The sequence below is a fragment of the Vibrio sp. 1874 genome, assembly GCF_033344395.1.
Taxonomy (GTDB): Bacteria; Pseudomonadota; Gammaproteobacteria; order Enterobacterales; family Vibrionaceae; genus Vibrio; species Vibrio alginolyticus.
The window spans coordinates 185629-204910 of the sequence record NZ_JAWPOR010000005.1 but is presented as its reverse complement, the minus strand read 5'-3'; the positions used below and the strand labels follow the sequence as shown (position 1 = coordinate 204910).

17 protein-coding genes are annotated in these 19282 nt (G+C 44.9%); 14 read left to right on the top strand and 3 right to left on the bottom strand.

Translation table 11 applies throughout. The annotated features are described in order from the left end of the window. The first annotated feature begins 312 nt into the window (after positions 1–312). The 4 genes from R8N46_RS12835 to R8N46_RS12820 are packed head-to-tail and all read left to right on the top strand — an operon-like array spanning position 313 to position 2554. Positions 313–561: a hypothetical protein gene (locus tag R8N46_RS12835; protein ID WP_005379196.1), complete on the top strand. Its 249-nt coding sequence runs from the start codon at positions 313–315 to the stop codon at positions 559–561. A gap of 48 nt (positions 562–609) precedes the next feature. Further along, the gene (locus R8N46_RS12830) at positions 610–1122 is read left to right on the top strand and encodes a phage holin family protein (RefSeq protein WP_005379198.1); all 513 of its coding nucleotides are present in this window, start codon (positions 610–612) and stop codon (positions 1120–1122) included. Beyond that, a complete protein-coding gene (locus tag R8N46_RS12825) occupies positions 1112–1438 on the top strand; it encodes a hypothetical protein (RefSeq protein WP_005379200.1) in 327 nt (108 codons plus the stop codon). The genes R8N46_RS12830 and R8N46_RS12825 overlap by 11 nt, the downstream gene beginning before the upstream one ends. Before the next feature lie 45 nt (positions 1439–1483). Continuing rightward, positions 1484–2554 (top strand): AI-2E family transporter, encoded by a 1071-nt coding sequence (locus R8N46_RS12820; protein ID WP_054576814.1) that lies wholly within the window; start codon positions 1484–1486, stop codon positions 2552–2554. 18 nt (positions 2555–2572) lie between these two features. Here the strand turns inward: R8N46_RS12820 and R8N46_RS12815 are convergent, their stop codons facing one another. Further along, positions 2573–5020 carry an EAL domain-containing protein gene (locus R8N46_RS12815; protein WP_054702495.1) on the bottom strand — a complete coding sequence of 816 codons (2448 nt, stop codon included), beginning with the start codon at positions 5018–5020 and terminating at the stop codon, positions 2573–2575. 194 nt (positions 5021–5214) lie between these two features. Beyond that, complete coding sequence (locus tag R8N46_RS12810; RefSeq protein ID WP_005379208.1) at positions 5215–6120, bottom strand: DMT family transporter; 906 nt, start codon at positions 6118–6120, stop codon at positions 5215–5217. A 168-nt stretch (positions 6121–6288) separates the two neighbouring features. Between R8N46_RS12810 and rmuC the strand changes: the two genes are divergently transcribed. The 7 genes from rmuC (at position 6289) to tatC (ending at position 12477) form a co-directional block, all read left to right on the top strand. Beyond that, positions 6289–7821 (top strand): DNA recombination protein RmuC, encoded by a 1533-nt coding sequence (gene rmuC / locus R8N46_RS12805; protein ID WP_213972339.1) that lies wholly within the window; start codon positions 6289–6291, stop codon positions 7819–7821. A gap of 77 nt (positions 7822–7898) precedes the next feature. Then, the gene (gene ubiE / locus R8N46_RS12800) at positions 7899–8678 is read left to right on the top strand and encodes a bifunctional demethylmenaquinone methyltransferase/2-methoxy-6-polyprenyl-1,4-benzoquinol methylase UbiE (RefSeq protein ID WP_005379210.1); all 780 of its coding nucleotides are present in this window, start codon (positions 7899–7901) and stop codon (positions 8676–8678) included. A gap of 11 nt (positions 8679–8689) precedes the next feature. Then, positions 8690–9325, top strand: coding sequence for an SCP2 domain-containing protein (locus tag R8N46_RS12795; RefSeq protein WP_005379213.1), 636 nt, complete (start codon positions 8690–8692; stop codon positions 9323–9325). After that, a complete protein-coding gene (ubiB, locus tag R8N46_RS12790) occupies positions 9322–10956 on the top strand; it encodes a ubiquinone biosynthesis regulatory protein kinase UbiB (RefSeq protein ID WP_005379226.1) in 1635 nt (544 codons plus the stop codon). Before R8N46_RS12795 ends, ubiB begins: the two co-directional genes overlap by 4 nt. 52 nt (positions 10957–11008) lie before the next feature. Further along, complete coding sequence (gene tatA, locus R8N46_RS12785) at positions 11009–11254, top strand: Sec-independent protein translocase subunit TatA (RefSeq protein WP_005382958.1); 246 nt, start codon at positions 11009–11011, stop codon at positions 11252–11254. Between the two features lie 3 nt (positions 11255–11257). After that, positions 11258–11656: a Sec-independent protein translocase protein TatB gene (gene tatB / locus R8N46_RS12780; RefSeq protein WP_033905892.1), complete on the top strand. Its 399-nt coding sequence runs from the start codon at positions 11258–11260 to the stop codon at positions 11654–11656. A 68-nt stretch (positions 11657–11724) separates the two neighbouring features. Further along, positions 11725–12477 (top strand): twin-arginine translocase subunit TatC, encoded by a 753-nt coding sequence (gene tatC / locus R8N46_RS12775; protein WP_005379234.1) that lies wholly within the window; start codon positions 11725–11727, stop codon positions 12475–12477. A 460-nt stretch (positions 12478–12937) separates the two neighbouring features. Here the strand turns inward: tatC and R8N46_RS12770 are convergent, their stop codons facing one another. Next, on the bottom strand, positions 12938–13699 hold the full coding sequence (locus tag R8N46_RS12770; protein WP_115385649.1) for a TatD family hydrolase: 762 nt from the start codon (positions 13697–13699) through the stop codon (positions 12938–12940). 184 nt (positions 13700–13883) lie between these two features. On the opposite strand from R8N46_RS12770, the gene hemB reads away from it, so the two are divergent. The 3 genes from hemB to polA all read left to right on the top strand — a co-directional run bounded on the left by hemB (position 13884) and on the right by polA (position 18913). Then, the gene (gene hemB, locus R8N46_RS12765) at positions 13884–14945 is read left to right on the top strand and encodes a porphobilinogen synthase (protein ID WP_031777176.1); all 1062 of its coding nucleotides are present in this window, start codon (positions 13884–13886) and stop codon (positions 14943–14945) included. A 127-nt stretch (positions 14946–15072) separates the two neighbouring features. Then, positions 15073–15507, top strand: a complete 435-nt coding sequence (locus tag R8N46_RS12760; RefSeq protein WP_005379245.1) for a GNAT family N-acetyltransferase — start codon at positions 15073–15075, stop codon at positions 15505–15507. Positions 15508–16126: 619 nt separating this feature from the next. Beyond that, positions 16127–18913 carry a DNA polymerase I gene (polA, locus tag R8N46_RS12755; RefSeq protein WP_213972340.1) on the top strand — a complete coding sequence of 929 codons (2787 nt, stop codon included), beginning with the start codon at positions 16127–16129 and terminating at the stop codon, positions 18911–18913. Positions 18914–19282: the final 369 nt, after the last annotated feature.

Here is a 19282-nt window from a genome sequence, read left to right as displayed (position 1 = left end):
CAAACACGATGTTTCATCTTTAATTGCAGGTTGTATGCCAATGAATTTTAAGTCTTATTAATCAGTGGCTTAATGTCTTTTTTTGCAATAACTTGCTAACAGTCGGTAAGGCGCTAAGAAAAAATTACAAGAATGGCGGGGAAAGCTTGGAAAGAATTACACGTACAGATACGGCTTTTTATCGAAATGAAAATAAAATTAATAAAAAACAATAACTTAAAATTCTGGCATGGATATGGCTTTGTAGGGAGTAAGTGAGGTCAAACATTGTTTCACTTGATTCACTATTCAACTCATTAATGGAGGCTAGTTATGGCTACTACAAAAGAAAGCACAGTAAAACCTCAAGAGCAGTTAGAAGAAGCATATCACTTAGCGGAACAAGCCACGACGGAAGCCGTTGGCGCGATGAAAGACCAAGCCAAAGAGAAGCTGGATGTCGGTGCACAGCAAGTTCAGCAGGCGACTAAGTCGGCAGAAAATGTAATCAAGGAGCGCCCATTGCTGAGCATAGGCTGTGCCTTCCTTGCTGGTTGGGCGGTTTCGAAGCTGATCAAATAATAGTGGTCACCAAGGATTAAGCCACTCAACAGAAAGGCGAGGCTTCACATGAATAACTCAGGGCAAGTTACCAATCAGCAATCAGGCTCGGCGGCTTCAGACAGCGGCCGAGCCCCTGATGGGGCAGAAGAACAGGATATCCAACAAACCATTAATGGTTTGAGCAGCATTCTTGCGCAATTGGACCAACTGACGAAATCGCTAAAAGCATGGTCAGGTTCAACGTTGGATTTGTTCCTCTTGGAGATGAAAGTTAACGTGTCCGCAGTGCGTCAGATTTTGCTGTGTACCGTTGTTTTTACCCTATTGTCGGTATTGTTCGTATTCAGTTTGTGCCTTGCCTCTGGGGTGGTGGCTTATCAGTTAACTGCCAACGTATATGTTGCCGTGGGTGTATTTATCACATCATTAGGCTTGGCATTATTTGCTTTAGCCTGGTGGCAGAAGCGTTTAGTTGGATTTCTTGGATTCAAAAATACGACAGAACAATTACAGGAGGGGTGGGATGCGCTCGCTACAAAAGCTCAATCGAGCCATGCGGATCAAGCGGATGGAAGGTAAAGCGTCTCTAGAGCAATGCTGTTTGTCGATGGAAATGTTCACGTTTACCACCAAGAAGTTTGTGAGAGAAAACCCTTGGACGACATTAGGCATTAGTGCTGTCGTTGCCGTTACCGCAGCAAAAGCAGGTCGATTGTCTCGACTGACTTCTTCTATTTCGTCAATGGGGCTATTGGTTAGCAGCGTGTCTGATATTACCGATTCGCTCACAAAGCCGGTCGCGGCAGCTTCTCTGGATGAGTCAGATGCGGAGCAAAATGGAAATGCAGCAACACAAGTAAGCAACGCTGCGACGACAGAGGGCGAACCACTCTAATAGCGGATTTCACCGCAAAATTTTCTTACCGATTCTGAGCTTATTATGACAGCGAAATTGAACATTCCTGCCAACACTGCGATTGGTGCAACGCTTCTCGTCCTGTTACTCGTCCCAGGGCTGTATTTTGCCAAGCCAATATTGTTACCTATTGTGCTTAGCACCTTTATTTCTCTGCTGTGCAGTCCTTTCATTAATTATCTTGAAGACAAAGGCTTACCACGTGCTATTACCGTCGTGTTGACGCTGTCATTCCTCGTTGGCGCTTCAATTATTGGTCTTGCCGCCATGTCGGAGCCCGCCAAGCAATGGTGGTCTGAGCTGCCCAGTATCGTGAAAAATGTGTCGCAAGAAGTAAGCGAAGTTACTAAAGCTTCGGCTGATCACCTTAATACTCCATTGAATATCGCCAACGATATGAGTATGGATGAGGTCGGGAACAACACCGTATTTTCTTTGGTAAAAACGCTCGCGACCACTACGCCGACGATTTTGACACAAGCGATGATCGTGCTGTTTATGGTTTACTTTATGCTCAATCATGGACGAAGCTTATTTCGAAAGTCAGTGTCTTACTTACATGGGTTCGCCAAACAGCGCCAAGCGATTGAGTTGGTCAAAGCGCTACAGAAAGACCTATCTCGATACATTGGCACCATCACTTTAGTGAATGCTGGGCTGGGGTTGAGTGTCGGGGCCGTGTTTTTTGTTCTAGGCCTTGAAGATCCATTTCTATGGGGCGCATTTGCAGGCGTGATGAATTTTGCGCCGTACCTCGGCCCTGTCATATCCATGATGAGCTTTGGCTTTGTTGCTTATCTTCAGTTGGAGTCGGTCAGTTTTATGCTGACGGTTGTGTCTATCTATTTACTGCTCAATTTGATTGAAAGTCAGTTTGTTACACCAACACTATTGGGGAAAAGGTTTAATTTAAACCCATTAGTGATTTTTGTTTGGCTTGTTTTTTGGGGCTGGCTTTGGGGCGGAATGGGACTATTGATCGGTGTGCCGTTGCTGGTTTGTATCAATATTTTGGTTGATCGCCTAGAGCTGTGCCAATCAGCCCAAAATCAAGCAAAGCAAATCACCTCCGCGGACGTGGCACCGCGAGAGTGACTTGAGGAGCAAGCTGGTTCAATGAAACAGTTTTTCAGCGCTCACTGGCTGACTAAATAAATATCCCTGACCATAAATACAGCCTTTTTCGAATAAATAATCGGCTTGTTCCCGAGTTTCTATCCCTTCCGCGACGACTTTCAACGACAGCGTTTTTCCCATGGCAATAATGGCATTCACAATCGCGTTGCTGTCGCTATTACTTGGGACATCACTGACAAATGAGCGGTCAATTTTCAGTTTGTTGATTGGCAAACCTTTCAAGTAAGACAAAGACGAATAGCCAGTTCCAAAGTCATCCAGAGAAATCTCAATACCCAGCTCTCGTAATTGATTTAACGATGCAATGGCTTGTTGAGGGTCGATCAGTAAAAAGCTCTCTGTGATCTCCAAATCTAACCGTTGGGCAGGGTATCCGGTGTTATCGAGGATAGTACTTAATCGCTGAATGAAATTTGACTGCTGAAGCTGCAACGCAGAAACATTGACGGCGATTTTGCCAAACTCGATGCCTTGGTCCAGCCAAGCATTACCTTGCAAACAAGCTTGTTGTAACACCCACTCACCAATACTTTGAATCAGCCCTGTTTTTTCTGCAATTGGAATAAAGTCTGCTGGTGGTACAAGGCCAAACTCTGGATGCTGCCAGCGTAATAAAGCTTCCACGCCGACAATCGAATTTTGTTCCAAGTTGTATTGCGGTTGGAATTCTAACCGGAGTTGTTGTTTTTCTATTGCTTGATGCAAAGCGGATTGAATGCGTACATGGGATACGGATTTATCGGTCAAATCCGGTGAGTAAAACGCGTAGCCGTTGCGTCCATTTTTCTTCGCTAAGTACATCGCGGTGTCTGCGTTTTTCAGTAAGGTTTCACTGTCTTGACCGTCTCTTGGGTACAAGGCAATACCAATACTGGTCGAGACACGAAGTGAGTCGTGGTTTGCCAAGTCGAATGGTTGCTGGAATACGCTTAGAATATCGCCGACGGTTTCCAGTAAGGCAACATCACTATGGATGTCTGGCAAAATAATCACAAATTCATCGCCGCCAATGCGAGCCACATGCGCATTGAGGTGAAGAACATCTTGCAGACGAATCGCTAACTTAGACAGCAGTTGGTCACCACAGAAGTGGCCCATGCTATCGTTGATGTGTTTGAAATGGTCGATATCTAAGAATAGGGTGGCAAACGTCTGCTGGTTTTTGTTTCCGGTTTCGATGTGTTGTTCGAGTAAGCTGAGTAAATGGGTGCGATTGGGTAGATTGGTTAATGGATCGTAAAAAGCCATGCGCTGCAGCTTTTCTTCGTGTGCCTTACGCACAGAGATATCTTCAAACACACAAATGTAGTTAATAAGGTGGTTTTTATCGTCCATTACGGCGCTAATGGTCGCTAATTGCGGATAAATGCTGCCATCTTTCTTTCTGTTGATGAATTCGCCTTTCCATTGGCCTTTGTTTTCGAGTTGATGCCACAACTGTTGATAGAAACCTTGATCATGATGGCCTGAGCGCAGAATTCGTGGGTTTTTTCCTATCACCTCTTCAGAGCGGTAACCTGTAATTTGGGTAAAAGCCGTGTTTACATCAATGATGTTGGCATTGCGGTCTGTAATGACCATGCCTTCTTGCGAATTGTTGAAAATTTGGGACGCTAAGGAGAGCTGCGTTTCTACCATTTTTCGGCGGGTGATGTTACGTGTCATCCCCAGAATGCCGATTAAGTTTCCCGCATGATCACGGACAGGAGACTTAATGGTTTCTAGCCAAGTGGGGTTATTGTTTTCATCAATTTGACGGCATTCTTCAACAATATTTTGCGTGCCCGTGGCTACCACCAATTTATCGGCATCAATGAATTTTTCCGCACGTTCATGGCTAAACAGAGCAAAATCGTCTTTTCCAATGATTTCACTGTTGGTTTTTTGCCACGCGTTTTCTACGCTTCGATTGGTCATCGAATAAAGACCATCCATGCCTTTTATCCATACGTGGTCTTCAAGGCAGTCGATAAACTCTTGTAGTGTTGGTGTTGGCTTTATTTCCGCGCTTTGATGTCGCGTTTGTTCTTGCTGACAGTGCAAGTTGATATCAAAGCTGATCCGCCCCGCGATTGCGCTTAGCCATGCCGAAACAACCGTTGATTGATCATTAGGGTGAGTCAGTGTCAGTACGGCAAGCAATTCGCCATTAGGTAGCCAAATCGGTCCAATGCTCAAGGTTTGCTCTTCAAAGGGGGTATGGCTAACTGTAAAATCTGTCGGCGTAAAGTGATCGACAACTTGCGTTATCACATCGATGATAGCACGATGATTTTGGGTTGAGGTGGACACCTCAGTCGATAGCCACTGCTGAGTATCGCTCAGAGTATAAAGCTGTCCCTGAGCTTGAGTTACATCACAGCATTGTCGCAGAACGTGTTGCCAGTCTGCCATCAAAGGCGAAGGAATAGCGAAGCGAAACATAATTAATAACGAGTCCTAAATCGCCCAAAGGTAATTATATTAGAATCTAGCGTAAGCTATTGGGCTTTGTGAGTATCGTATCCAACGCGTAGCTAAATCCTAGCAGCGTAAAGTGCTTTCTATCATTAAAATGTTATCTATATCTCTTTTTTATCCAACTTATTGCATCGTTTTTTAGGGCTTTGGATAGGTGATTAAGAAGCGTTTACCGCTTTGGTTTTCTTGCCCCATGAGACTTGCTGAATGACTAAGCCACTGATGATCAATACCAGGCCAATCAAGGTTGAAGGATGAATTTCTTCGCCGATGATGGTAGCTAACAACATGAGTGAGATAAATGGAGAAGCAAAGATCAGATTACTGATACGCGCGGTGTTTTGCGTTGATTTGAGTGCGCTCAGCCACAAAACGAAAGTGATCCCCATTTCAAACAGTCCGACATACGTCACCGCTGCCCAGCCTTTAGCTGAGATCATCTGCCAGTCAGCACCTTCATAAAGACTTAAACCAATGGCGAATGGAATAGCGACCAAAAAGCCGAGCAGAACGCCAACCACAGGGTCGGCCTTATTTTTGGTATTTAAAATCCAGTAACCGGCCCACAGCAGCGTTGATAGCAGCGCAAGGCCAACACCCAACGGGCTCTCAAATTCCATGCCTAAAAGATTGCCTTGCGTGGCAATCACTATCACACCGACATAACTAAAACCGCAAGCCAGCCAGTCCTTACCACGGATCTTTTGTCCTAAGAAAACAGCGGCCATTAGCGTTAAGGTGATAGCCCAGCTGTAGTTGATCGCTTGAGCCTGAGATGCGGGCAGCAAGTCATATGCTTTGAACAGAATAACGTAATACGCCAAAGGGTTAATCAACCCAAGCAGTAGGTAATACCAAGGGTTTGAGAAAAATGTAGCGCTTAACTGGCCCAATTTACCTTGCACACCACAGATTACTGTTAGTGCAATCGCAGAGACGATGCTGGCAATGCATAGCATTTGAATTGGCGTAAATTCTGCCAGCGTGAGTTTAAATGCGGTTGCAACGGTAGACCAAAGTAATACTGCTGAGAGCCCAAATCCTAGGGCGCGACGCTCGTTCATGATGCCTCTGCGTGATGATGTGCCGCTCGGTTTGGATAATTTGAGCGGAAGAAAGAATATTATAGGAAGGCCTAGTGTATGCGAGGATTTTTCATCCAACAAACTGGACATTTATCCAGTGTCTAAATACCATTGTTATAGATACAAAACACAGGCTAACTCGCTATTATGCAATGGATTCTTGAGTACCAATCTCTCATTCTCTCTTCTCTTTGTGCTGCCACGCTTAGTGGTGTCGCTGCCGGTTGGTGGGTGAAACAGCGTTTTATCACCCAAACTCAGCTTCTCGAGCAACAACTTTTTTCAGAAAAACAGCTTCATCAACAGCAACTTGAACAGGTCAAGCAAAGCCTTGCCGATGCCCAGCAAGAGTTGGATGAATTAGATGATGAGCGCGATAAAGCCGCGTTTGAAGTGCGTCAAACGCACGGAAAGCTGATGGCAGCTATGGAAAAACTGCGTTACTTCGAGGCTGTAAAGCAAGAGCGCCAGCAATACTTTGATGAGCTTGGTCAAATGCGTGAACACAAATCACGTCTAGAAACGCAGCTGCGTGAACAGCAAGCTCGCCATGAGCAAATTAACCAAGCTAATGCCGAAAAACTGCAAATTTTAGAACAAGCAGAAGCACGCTTGAAACAACAATTTGAGCACTTGGCAAATCAACTGTTTGAAGAAAAAACCGCGAAGGTCGATTTGCAAAACCGTCAGAGTTTAGAAGGCTTGTTGTCACCGCTTAGAGAACAGTTAGAAGGGTTCAAAAAGCACGTTAATGACAGCTTTAGCCAAGAAGCTAAAGAGCGCCATACCCTAGTGCATGAGCTGAAAAACCTGCAACGTTTGAACGAACAAATGACGCGCGAAGCGGTTAATTTGACCCAAGCGTTGAAAGGGGACAACAAACAGCAAGGTAACTGGGGCGAAGTGGTGCTCGCTAGGGTACTTGCCGAATCTGGCTTGCGTGAAGGGCACGAATATCAGACTCAGGTGAACTTACAAAATGAAGCAGGCAAGCGTTACCAACCTGATGTCATTGTGCATCTCCCACAAAACAAACAAGTGGTTGTGGATTCTAAAATGGCGCTGGTTGCCTATGAGCGCTACTTCAACGCCGAAACTGATGCCGAGCGAGACCAGGCTTTGAGTGCGCACTTAGCTGCTCTACGTGCACATATCAAAGGGTTAAGCATGAAGGACTACCACAAACTCAAAGGTATTCAGAGTTTGGACTATGTACTGATGTTTATTCCGGTTGAGCCGGCGTTCCAAGTCGCGATTCAAGCCGATCCGAGCTTGATTAAAGACGCGATGGAGCAAAACATCATTTTGGTGAGCCCAACAACGTTGCTGGTGGCATTGCGCACCATTGATAATCTATGGCGCAATGAACGCCAAAATGAAAACGCCAAAATGATTGCGCAGCGTGCGACAAAACTCTACGACAAATTACGATTGTTTGTAGACGACATGGAGGGGCTCGGCGGTGCGCTGGATAAGGCGAATCAAAGCTATCAAGGTGCGATGAACAAGCTTGCCACAGGGCGCGGAAATGTGATTCGCCAAGCCGAAAGCTTTAAACACTTGGGAGTTGAAATTAAACGACCGATTTCTTCCGACCTCGCGCAGTTAGCGCAGAGTGATGCATTTTCAGAAAATGACCCGTTAGTAGAAAGACATCCGGCTGAGGATAAAGTAAACTAATCGCCCGCAGTGCAGTGGGCGATTTTATTTGTCAACAAACGCCCCGTAGAGGAAAGCGCTGCCTAAGAGGAATTAGAATGACGGACACAAGTTTGCAATCCAATACAGCGTTAGAGAATGAAACCACTCACTTTGGTTTCTCTACAGTGGCAAAAGACGAAAAAGTGACTAAGGTTGCCGAAGTATTCCACTCCGTGGCAACAAAATACGACATCATGAATGACCTGATGTCAGGTGGTATTCACCGCCTTTGGAAGCGCTTCACTATCGATTGTAGTGGCGCTCGCCCTGGCCAACGTATTCTTGACCTAGGTGGTGGTACGGGGGATTTGACGGCGAAATTCTCGCGCATTGTTGGCGATGAAGGCCATGTCATCCTTGCCGATATCAATAACTCAATGCTTAACGTTGGTCGCGATAAACTGCGTGATAACGGTATTGTGGGTAACGTGCATTACGTTCAAGCCAACGCAGAAGAACTGCCGTTCCCAGATGATTATTTTGATGTCATCACCATCAGTTTTTGTTTGCGTAATGTGACTGACAAAGACAAAGCGCTTCGTTCAATGTTCCGCGTACTGAAGCCAGGCGGCCGTCTATTGGTGTTGGAATTTTCAAAACCAGTGCTAGAGCCGTTATCGAAAGTATACGACGCATATTCATTCCACTTGTTGCCGAGAATCGGTGAGCTAGTTGCGAATGACTCAGAGAGTTACCGCTACCTAGCGGAGTCAATCCGTATGCATCCAGACCAAGAAACGCTGGAAGGCATGATGCAAGACGCAGGTTTTGAAAACACCAAATACTACAACTTAACTGGTGGTATTGTGGCTTTGCATCGCGGTTATAAATTCTAAGGGTTAACGGCATGCCATTTGAACCACTTATCACCGCTGTGATTGAAACGTCACTGAATACACTGATCAAAGACGACCCTGCATTGGGCCGTCGTTTAGCGCGTCTAAAAGGTCAAGTTATTCAAGTTCACCTGAAAGAGATCAATAAAACACTGACATTCGTTTTTAGTCAGCAAATTGATGTGCTCGGTCATTACGAAGGGCAGCCTAACTGCTATCTATCGCTCAACTTGAGTGTATTACCAGAGCTGCGCGATCAGGCCAACATCACTCGTCTTATTAAACAAGATAAACTTGAACTTGAAGGCGATATTCAATTGGCGCAGAAATTCTCTCAGTTGATGGTGGATTGCAAACCAGATGTTGAAGAGTGGTTGTCTCGCGTGACTGGCGATGTCGCCGCACATACCTTTGTGCAAGGTTCAAAAAACATCGGCAACTTTCTTGCGTCTCAAGCAGAAAAACACCAGCGTCATCTTGCACAAGTAGTGACTGAAGAATGGAAACTGGCTCCCGCTCCGTTAGAAGTGGCCTATTTCTGCGACCAAGTTGATGAGGTTCGCAGCCAGGCTTCTCGCATTGAAGCTCGTTTAACGGCTTTGCTGAATAAGCTGGATGCAGATAAGCCTGCATTGGAGAAACCATGACGCCAGCAGAACTAAAGCGCTTATACCACATCGCCAAAGTACAACTGGAATACGGCTTAGATGAGCTGCTTCCCGATCACCAACTGACCAAAGCTCCGCTTTTACTGCGCAAAAGCTTGTTTTGGATTAAGAACAAGCATCCAGAAAAACCACTCGGTGAACGTCTGCGTTTAGCACTGCAAGAGCTGGGGCCGGTTTGGATTAAGTTCGGTCAGATGATGTCGACGCGCCGTGACTTATTTCCTCCGCATATCGCTGATCCCCTAGCTTTACTTCAAGACCAAGTCGCGCCTTTTGATGGCGAGTTGGCAAAAAAGCAGATGGAGCAAGCATTAGGTGGTCCGTTAGAAAAATGGTTTACCGAGTTTGATATCAAACCACTGGCGTCTGCGTCGATTGCTCAGGTACATACTGCGCGCATAAAAGACACTAACCAAGAAGTGGTATTAAAGGTTATCCGCCCAGATATTCGCCCAGTCATTGATTCAGATCTAAAACTGATGCACCGAATGGCGCGTATAGTCGCCGGAGCGATGCCTGAAGCACGTCGTTTAAAACCAGTTGAAGTCGTGCGTGAGTACGAGAAAACCCTGCTTGATGAACTCGACTTGCGACGTGAGGCGGCGAATGCCATTCAGTTGCGCCGCAACTTTGAGGGCAGCGAAGAATTGTATGTTCCTGAAGTTTTTCCCGACTTCAGTAATGAAACTGTCATGGTTTCTGAGCGAATATATGGCATTCAAGTCTCTGATATTGAAGGCTTGAAAGCAAATGGCACCAATATGAAATTGCTCGCGGAACGCGGTGTGAGTGTGTTCTTCACTCAGGTGTTCCGAGACAGCTTTTTCCATGCCGATATGCATCCGGGTAATGTGTTCGTCAAACCCGAACATCCAGAGAACCCAATGTGGATAGGGCTAGATTGCGGAATCGTTGGTACACTTAATAGCGAAGACAAGCGTTATCTGGCGGAAAACTTCCTGGCGTTTTTCAATCGTGACTACCGCCGAGTGGCTGAGTTACATGTGGATTCAGGGTGGGTGCCTGCGGATACCAATGTCGATGAGTTTGAGTTCGCGATTCGCATTGTGTGTGAGCCTATTTTTGCTAAGCCATTGTGCGAAATCTCCTTTGGTCATGTGTTGTTGAATTTGTTCAATACGGCACGTCGATTCAATATGGAGGTTCAGCCACAGCTTGTACTGTTGCAAAAAACGCTGTTGTACGTGGAAGGGCTTGGTAGGCAGCTATATCCTCAACTTGATTTGTGGGAGACCGCAAAACCATTCCTGGAGGAATGGATGATGAATCAAGTTGGGCCACAAGCTCTAGTGAATGCGATTAAAGACCGCGCACCATTTTGGGCAGAGAAATTACCTGAACTGCCAGAGCTACTTTACGATAGCCTGAAACAAGGTAAAGCGATGAATCAACGTATGGATCAGCTTTATCAAGGGTATCGCCAGAGCAAGCGCCAGCAGGCGACAGGAAAGTTTTTGTTTGGCGTTGGCGCTACTTTAGTCGTATGCTCGGCAATATTGGTGAACGATGCTTTTGAGCAGCTTTCGTTGGCCTGCGGTATCGCAGGTGTCACATTTTGGCTGCTTAGTTGGCGAGCTTATCGTCAATAGACGTTAAACTCTTGAAATATTTTTGTTTGTTTAAAGACCCGAGGTAAAGAGAATGGGTGGTATCAGTGTTTGGCAACTTCTAATCATTGCTGTAATTGTTGTATTGCTATTCGGAACAAAGAAACTACGCGGTATCGGTGGCGATCTGGGTGGTGCCGTTAAGGGCTTCAAAAAAGCGATGAGCGAAGATGAACCTGCAAAAAATGACAAAGACGCAGACTTCGAACCAAAAAGTCTAGAAGAGCAGCAGAAAAAAGAAGCTGCTCCTGAAACGAAAAAAGACAAAGAGCAGGCGTAAAACGTGTTTGATATCGGTTTTTGGGAACTGGTATTAATATCTGTTGTTGGTCTGGTCGTTCTTGGGCCGGAGCGTTTGCCTCATGCTATTCGCAGCGTGTCTCGCTTTATCGGTGCCGCTAAGAGTATGGCAAATAGCGTCAAAGACGAATTGTCACACGAGCTGAAAGTCCAAGAGCTGCAAGAAAACTTGCGCAAAGCAGAACAAATGGGGATGGATGATTTGTCCCCTGAGTTGAAATCTTCAGTTGAAGAGTTGAAGAAGGCAGCGCAATCTGTAAATCGTCCTTACGCAAAGAACACCGATTCAGAGGCTGAGCCTGTAAAAACAGAGCCAGCAGCAGAAAAGGTAGAGAAAGCGCAAGAGAGCAAGGTTACAGCGGCAGATAAGAAAGCCGAATAGTCTCATTAGGAGGAGCTACTAGTGATTGGTAGCTCCTTTTTGATCTGGTTTTTAATAAGAGGTTTGCCATGTCTACCGTCGAGCAGACACAACCTTTAATTAGTCATTTGTTGGAGCTTCGCAACCGACTACTGCGCTCAATCCTCGCAGTGTTGGTCGTGTTTGTCGGACTAATTTATTTCTCTAACCACATTTACGAGTTTGTTTCCGCACCTTTAGTAGAACGTCTACCTGAAGGCGCGACCATGATTGCTACGGATGTAGCGTCACCTTTTTTTACGCCACTTAAGCTGACGTTAATTGCTTCGGTATTTATTGCGGTGCCGTTTATCTTGTATCAAGTGTGGGCATTTGTAGCGCCAGGTTTGTACAAGCATGAACGTCGATTGATCATGCCACTGCTGTTCTCTAGTTCGCTATTGTTCTACTGTGGAGTGGCATTTGCCTACTTCGTGGTATTTCCATTGGTGTTTGGCTTCTTTACCGCCATTTCTCTTGGTGGAGTAGAGTTTGCAACTGATATCTCGAGTTATCTCGACTTTGTGCTGGCGCTATTTATGGCGTTTGGTATCGCATTCGAGGTGCCTGTTGCGATTATTTTGTTGTGTTGGACTGGGGCCACTACACCAGAAGATTTAAGACAGAAACGTCCTTATATTATAGTGGCTGCGTTTGTCGTAGGTATGGTGTTAACGCCACCAGACATGATCTCGCAAACCTTACTCGCTATTCCGATGTGTTTACTGTTTGAAGTCGGTTTGTTCTTCGCGCGTTTTTATACTCGTCGAAGCGAAGAAGTAGAAGCGGAAACCGAAGAATAAGGCTAATCTAGATGTGAAAAGCGGCTCAATTGAGCCGCTTTTTTTTTGCGGTTGGTTTTTTCTTGGGCTAATTACTTAACTTTCATGACGTAACCACATTTTGTGCATACGTATACTTCCTTGATGCCCAGCAGCTTTTGAAAAAAACTGCGCGGTACGCGTTGTAAGTAAGCACCATGTGTACACACTTCAACTTCCATATTCATGCTGTTTTACATTTGTGCTAATTAATGGGCGTAAATCAGTATAGAAAAATAATGTGTCGAGTTGTCGACAGTTTTGCAAAGCGGACGAAGTAAAGTGACGTTATGAGAAGTAAGTAGAGTTGCTAGTTAATTATTATGTTTATCAATAATTTTGTATGGATTGTTCTACTATTTCAACGGGTTGAATCGTTCATTCAATAGTTTAGGTGATAAAAAAGCGACGTTGATTTCGTCGCTTTTTCAATTCTCGTGAATTAAATATTAAACAGCTTTTTGGCATTCTCAGTCGTTATGGCATCGATGGTTGCGATGTCGACATCACGCAAGTCGGCAACACGTTGTGCAACGAGAGAAGTGTAGGCTGGTTCATTACGTTTACCACGGTGTGGCACCGGCGCTAAATATGGACAGTCGGTTTCTAAAATGACCCACTGCATATCCAAATGTGGAATGACTTTATCCATCCCGCCATTCTTAAAGGTTGATACGCCACCCAAGCCTAAGTGGAAGCCTAGCTCATTGATTGCTTGTGCTTCTTCTAAGCTGCCTCCAAAACAGTGGAATACACCACGCAGACGACCATCTTGCTCTTGTCGTAGCAAAGTGAGTGTTTCTTCAATCGAATCACGAGTGTGGATAACGACCGGTAAATCCATCTCTTTTGCCCAGTTAAGTTGAGCTACGAACGCCATTTCTTGCTCAGCACGATAGGTTTTATCCCAATACAGGTCGATACCGATTTCGCCCACCGCAATAAACTTGTGTTTCTCAAACCAACCGCGGATGATCTCCAACGTTTGTTCAACATTGCTGTCCACATAACAAGGGTGGAGTCCCATCATTGAGTGGCATACGTCAGGATATGCCGCTTCGGTTTTTAGCATGGGCTCAATTGAGTCCAGATCGATGTTTGGCAACAGGATTTTATTAATGCCTTGCGTTAAGGCGCGTTGTACTACTTCATCGCGGTCGTTATCAAATTCGCTAGCATAGATGTGCGCGTGGGTATCGATCATCGTTACTCTCTGTGCTTCATGGTTGGTTTCGTATTCGAAGTATACTTGAGTGTGAGTGCTGGGTCATTTTCAGTTTTTTTCATTACCTTTTTCCAGATTGTCACTCGCAACATGCATCAAGAGTGATATGATTTTGTTCACCAGATGATTTGATCATCATAACCGTCCAGACAAGGAGAAAATGGTGTCTGTATCAATTCAAGGTCCATTCCCTGCACGCCGTATGCGTCGTTTACGTAAGCACGATTTTAGTCGTCGTTTGATGGCTGAGAACCAACTTTCTGTTAATGATCTGATTTACCCAATGTTCATTCTTATGGGTAAAGATCGTCGTGAGAGCGTGGAGTCCATGCCGGGTGTAGAGCGTTTGTCGATTGATTTAATGCTAGAAGAAGCACAATACCTTGCAAATCTAGGCGTTCCAGCAATCGCGCTTTTCCCTGTCGTAAACCAAGACGCTAAAAGCTTATGTGCTACTGAAGCCTACAACCCAGAAGGTTTGGTTCAGCGAGCAGTACGAGCGCTTAAAGAACACATTCCTCAAATTGGTGTAATCACAGACGTGGCACTCGACCCATTCACGACACATGGCCAAGACGGCATCATCGATGAAGATGGCTACGTAATGAATGATGAAACCACAGAAGTATTGGTTAAGCAGGCTTTGTCTCATGCAGAAGCGGGTGCTGACGTAGTCGCGCCTTCAGACATGATGGATGGCCGAATTGGTAAGATCCGCGAAGCATTAGAAAACGCGGGCTACATTCATACTCAAATCATGGCTTACTCGGCTAAGTACGCATCGAACTACTACGGACCATTCCGTGATGCGGTTGGCTCTTCTTCAAATCTAAAAGGCGGCAACAAGAAAAACTACCAAATGGACCCAGCAAACATTGATGAAGCGATTCACGAAGTGGCGCTAGACATCAACGAAGGTGCGGACATGGTGATGGTTAAACCTGGTATGCCATACTTAGATGTAGTTCGCCGAGTAAAAACTGAACTTCAAGTACCGACATTTGCTTATCAAGTCTCTGGCGAGTACGCGATGCATAAAGCGGCGATCATGAATGGCTGGCTCAAAGAGCGTGAAATTGTGATGGAATCACTATTGTGCTTCAAACGTGCAGGTGCAGATGGCATCTTAACGTACTTTGCGAAAGACGTTGCTGAGTGGTTGGCAGAAGAGAATGCACAAACTGCTCAACACCTAAATCGCACTCCGGAAGCGACAGAAGAGTAATTATCGCTCAGTGAGAAATACCAGACCAACAAGAGTTGTTCGTCTGTATATACCCAAGTAACCTCAGGCGGATTACAACAGTAACAATCCAAGGTGCTTGGGTATTTTTATTTTGGAGAAGAGAATAATGACAATGCTGATTCGTGAAGGCACATTGGAAGAAGCACTTCAAGTTGTGGCGCGTGTTACCGAGTTTTCGAAAGGAGAAACGGTAGACTCCATGACTCAACGTTTAGAAGAGAAAAACAGTTTAATCCTCGTTGCAGAAAAAAATGGCACGATTGTCGGCTTCAAAATAGGTTACGAATTAGAGGATGGTGTTTTCTATAGCTGGTTAGGTGGTGTTGTCCCTGAAGCTCGAAATGAAGGCGTGGCACAACTGCTTTTGGAAGCTCAAGAGGATTGGGTGGCAGAACAAGGCTACAACACATTAAAAGTGAAATCTCGAAACCAGTTTCCGGCTATGCTTCGCTTGTTATTGAGAAATGGCTATATAATTGAAAAATTTGAAGAAAAAGTAAATCTTCGAGAATCTCGAGTGCATTTCATTAAAGCAATGTGAAAATAAATGAGATTTTTTCTCATTTAACTGTTGACTACGAAATGAGAATCATTATTATTAAACCTGTCTTAGGGAATGAGGAAAGTTCACAAGGACGTTGAGTGACTTATTAACAGAAGTTAATTAACTGAAAGTTGAGAAGTGATGAAACATTTTTCCGAGAACTTGCACGAATTCTTTTTGACACGACATTGCTCACATTGCTTCCAGTGTAATTTATAGCTTCTTGGTTAAGCTGCTCTATTTACAGAATTTGCTTTACCACTTCTGCTAGGCGACCCCATTCGGGTCGCTTTTTTCTTTTCTACGATTTCTATTTGACGTCACTATTAATATCTTTTCCACATGCGATGATCATTTTAGGATCGTTGATCTTCTCGCCGTTATGCGAATTTGTTGTTATTAATCAATGGTTTGGATTGGTGTTTTCTTGTGTTTTTTGTTATTGGATAACCAGTGGATAATTTCTATAAACAGAGTTATCCACAGGAGGTGGTGTTTTCGTGAATAAAGTCGGAAAAATTTACGCGACCTAGATCGAGCGAACAAGATAGATTCAGATCAGCAGTCATGGCATCCTAGGCAGATCTCTCAAGTACTGAATTGGATACAGACAATTATGGCAAGTATTCCTGAAAATCCGTTGATCCTTATCGACGGCTCTTCTTACCTATATCGCGCTTTTCACGCCTACCCGGGCACCATGAGCAATGGTGAAATTCCAACTAATGCCGTTTACGGCGTCGTGAACATGTTACGCAGCATGATGCGTCAGTTTGCGTCTGAGCGCATCGCGGTGGTTTTCGATGCAAAGGGAAAAACCTTTCGTGATGATATGTATGCAGAATACAAAGCGAATCGTCCGCCAATGCCGGATGACCTGCGTTGTCAAATTGAACCATTACACAATGTTATTCGTGCAATGGGTTTGCCGCTGATCTGTGTTCCTGGCGTCGAGGCGGATGACGTCATCGGTACGTTAGCATACCAAGCATCACAAAAGGGCATGCCTGTATTGATCAGTACTGGTGATAAAGACATGGCGCAGCTAGTGGATGATAACATTACCTTGATCAACACCATGACGAACGTCGTAATGGATCGTGAAGGTGTGGTTGAAAAGTTTGGCATTCCACCTGAGTTGATCATCGACTATTTAGCACTGATGGGCGATAAAGTAGATAACATTCCTGGTGTACCGGGTGTCGGTGATAAAACAGCGACCGCACTACTGCAAGGTATTGGTGGTCTGACGAAGTTGTATGAAAACCTCGATGATATTGCAGGGCTTGGTTTCCGTGGTTCTAAAACCATGGCGAAAAAGCTCATCGACAACAAAGAAAATGCCATGCTTTCGTATGAGCTCGCGACCATCAAATTGGATGTTGAGCTTGAGGAAACGCCAGAATCATTGCTGAAAGCGGAACCAAATAAAGACGAATTAGTGAAGCTGTATGGCCAACTGACGTTTAAATCTTGGTTGAATGAACTACTTGAAGGCGGTTCTGGATCTGTGGAGGCCGTAGAGCTTGCAGGATCTTCACAAGCTTCTTCTTCTCAAGCCGAGATGGAAACTTCTGCGGTAACAATCGATCGCAGCCAATATGAAACAATTCTGGATAAAGAAACCTTCAATGCTTGGCTAGATAAACTTCAAACGGCTGAGCTGTTTGCATTTGATACGGAGACCGATAACCTAGATTACATGCTAGCGAATCTAGTTGGTTTGTCATTCGCTGTCGATGAAGGTATTGCGGCTTATGTGCCAGTTGCACATGACTATTTAGATGCGCCTGAACAGCTTGATCGTGATTGGGTACTAGAACAGCTGAAGCCAATTCTTGAAGATGCAGCGAAAGCAAAAGTCGGTCAAAACTTAAAGTATGATGCGTCTGTACTCGCTCGTTACGACATTGAGCTAAAAGGTATCAAGCACGACACGATGTTGGAATCGTATATCTACAACAGTGTCGGCGGTAAACACGATATGGACAGCTTGGCGCTTCGCTTCCTACAGCACAGCTGCATTTCTTTTGAGCAAATTGCAGGTAAAGGCAAAAATCAGCTTACGTTTAACCAAATCGAACTGGAACAAGCATCGCCATACGCGGCAGAAGATGCGGATGTGACCCTTCGTCTGCACAATCGCTTGTTTGCTAATATCGAGCAGGATGAAAGCCTGAAGACAGTTTACGAAGAGATTGAAATGCCGTTGGTGCCAGTTCTTTCGCGCATTGAACGCACTGGGGTCTTTATCGATGAAATGAAGCTGAGTGCGCAGTCGGTCGAGATTACCGCTCGCCTTGATGAGCTTGAAAAGAAAGCGTACGAAATTGCAGAGCAAGAGTTTAACATGAACTCGCCAAAGCAATTACAAGCCATCCTATTTGAAAAAATGGGTTTACCGGTTGTGAAGAAAACGCCATCAGGCACACCATCGACGAATGAAGAAGTTCTGCAAGAACTCGCACTAGACTACCCACTACCAAAACTGATTTTGGAATACCGTGGTCTGGCGAAGCTAAAATCAACTTACACCGACAAACTGCCGAAGATGATCAACCCATCAACGGGTCGCGTGCATACTTCTTACCACCAAGCAGTGACCGCAACGGGTCGTCTATCTTCTACTGATCCGAACTTACAGAACATTCCAATTCGTAACGAAGCTGGCCGTCGTATTCGTCAAGCGTTTGTCGCGCCATCAGGGCATAAAATCTTAGCGGTCGACTACTCGCAAATCGAACTTCGCATCATGGCGCACCTTTCTGGTGACCAAGCGTTATTGGATGCATTCCGTGATGGCAAAGATATCCACGCGGCAACCGCAGCAGAAATCATGGGTGTTTCTATTGAAGACGTTTCAAGTGAGCAACGTCGTCGTGCGAAAGCGGTTAATTTCGGTCTTATTTACGGCATGAGTGCGTTTGGTTTGGCGAAGCAATTAGGCATTCCTCGTGGTGAGGCTCAAGCGTACATGGATACATACTTTGAACGTTACCCAGGCGTGATGCAGTACATGGAAGACACACGCAGCACAGCAGCAGATAAAGGGTATGTTGAAACGATTTTTGGTCGACGTTTGCATTTGCCAGAAATTAAATCGCGCAACGGGATGCGTCGTAAAGCTGCTGAACGTGCGGCAATCAACGCACCAATGCAAGGTACGGCAGCGGACATCATTAAGAAAGCGATGCTGTTGGTTGATCAGTGGATTCAGGAAGAAGGCAATGGTCGTGTGAAGTTATTAATGCAAGTACACGATGAATTGGTCTTTGAAGTTGAAGAGTCATCATTGTCCGAAATTGAAAGTAAAGTACAGAAATTGATGGGATCTGCAGCAGAGCTAAAAGTACCGTTGGTTGCAGAAGCAGGTCACGGTGATAACTGGGATCAAGCTCATTAGTCACTTTTAGACCAAAATAACCAATTAATTATGAGCCAGCGCACAAACGCTGGCTTTTTTTTGAGATTAAAAAAGCTAGCGCAAAGTTAACTTTGATGTTGCTTAATAAAAATTTCATGAAAAAAAACTACAAAAATTCTTTGCAATTCTGACCAATTGTTGTACATTAATACTCGTAGGGTACAGAGGTAAGATGTTCTATCTTTCAGACCTTTTGTTTCACGTTATTGGATTAGGCTGATTCAGCCGCCCCAGTCAGTTTTTGACTGGGGCGTTTTTTATTGGGCGAAAGAAAATTATTCTTTTAGATCAGTAGCTTAAAGTAAGCCTTTAAAAACCTTCTTTTTTGACCTTTCTAAGTCACTGCAA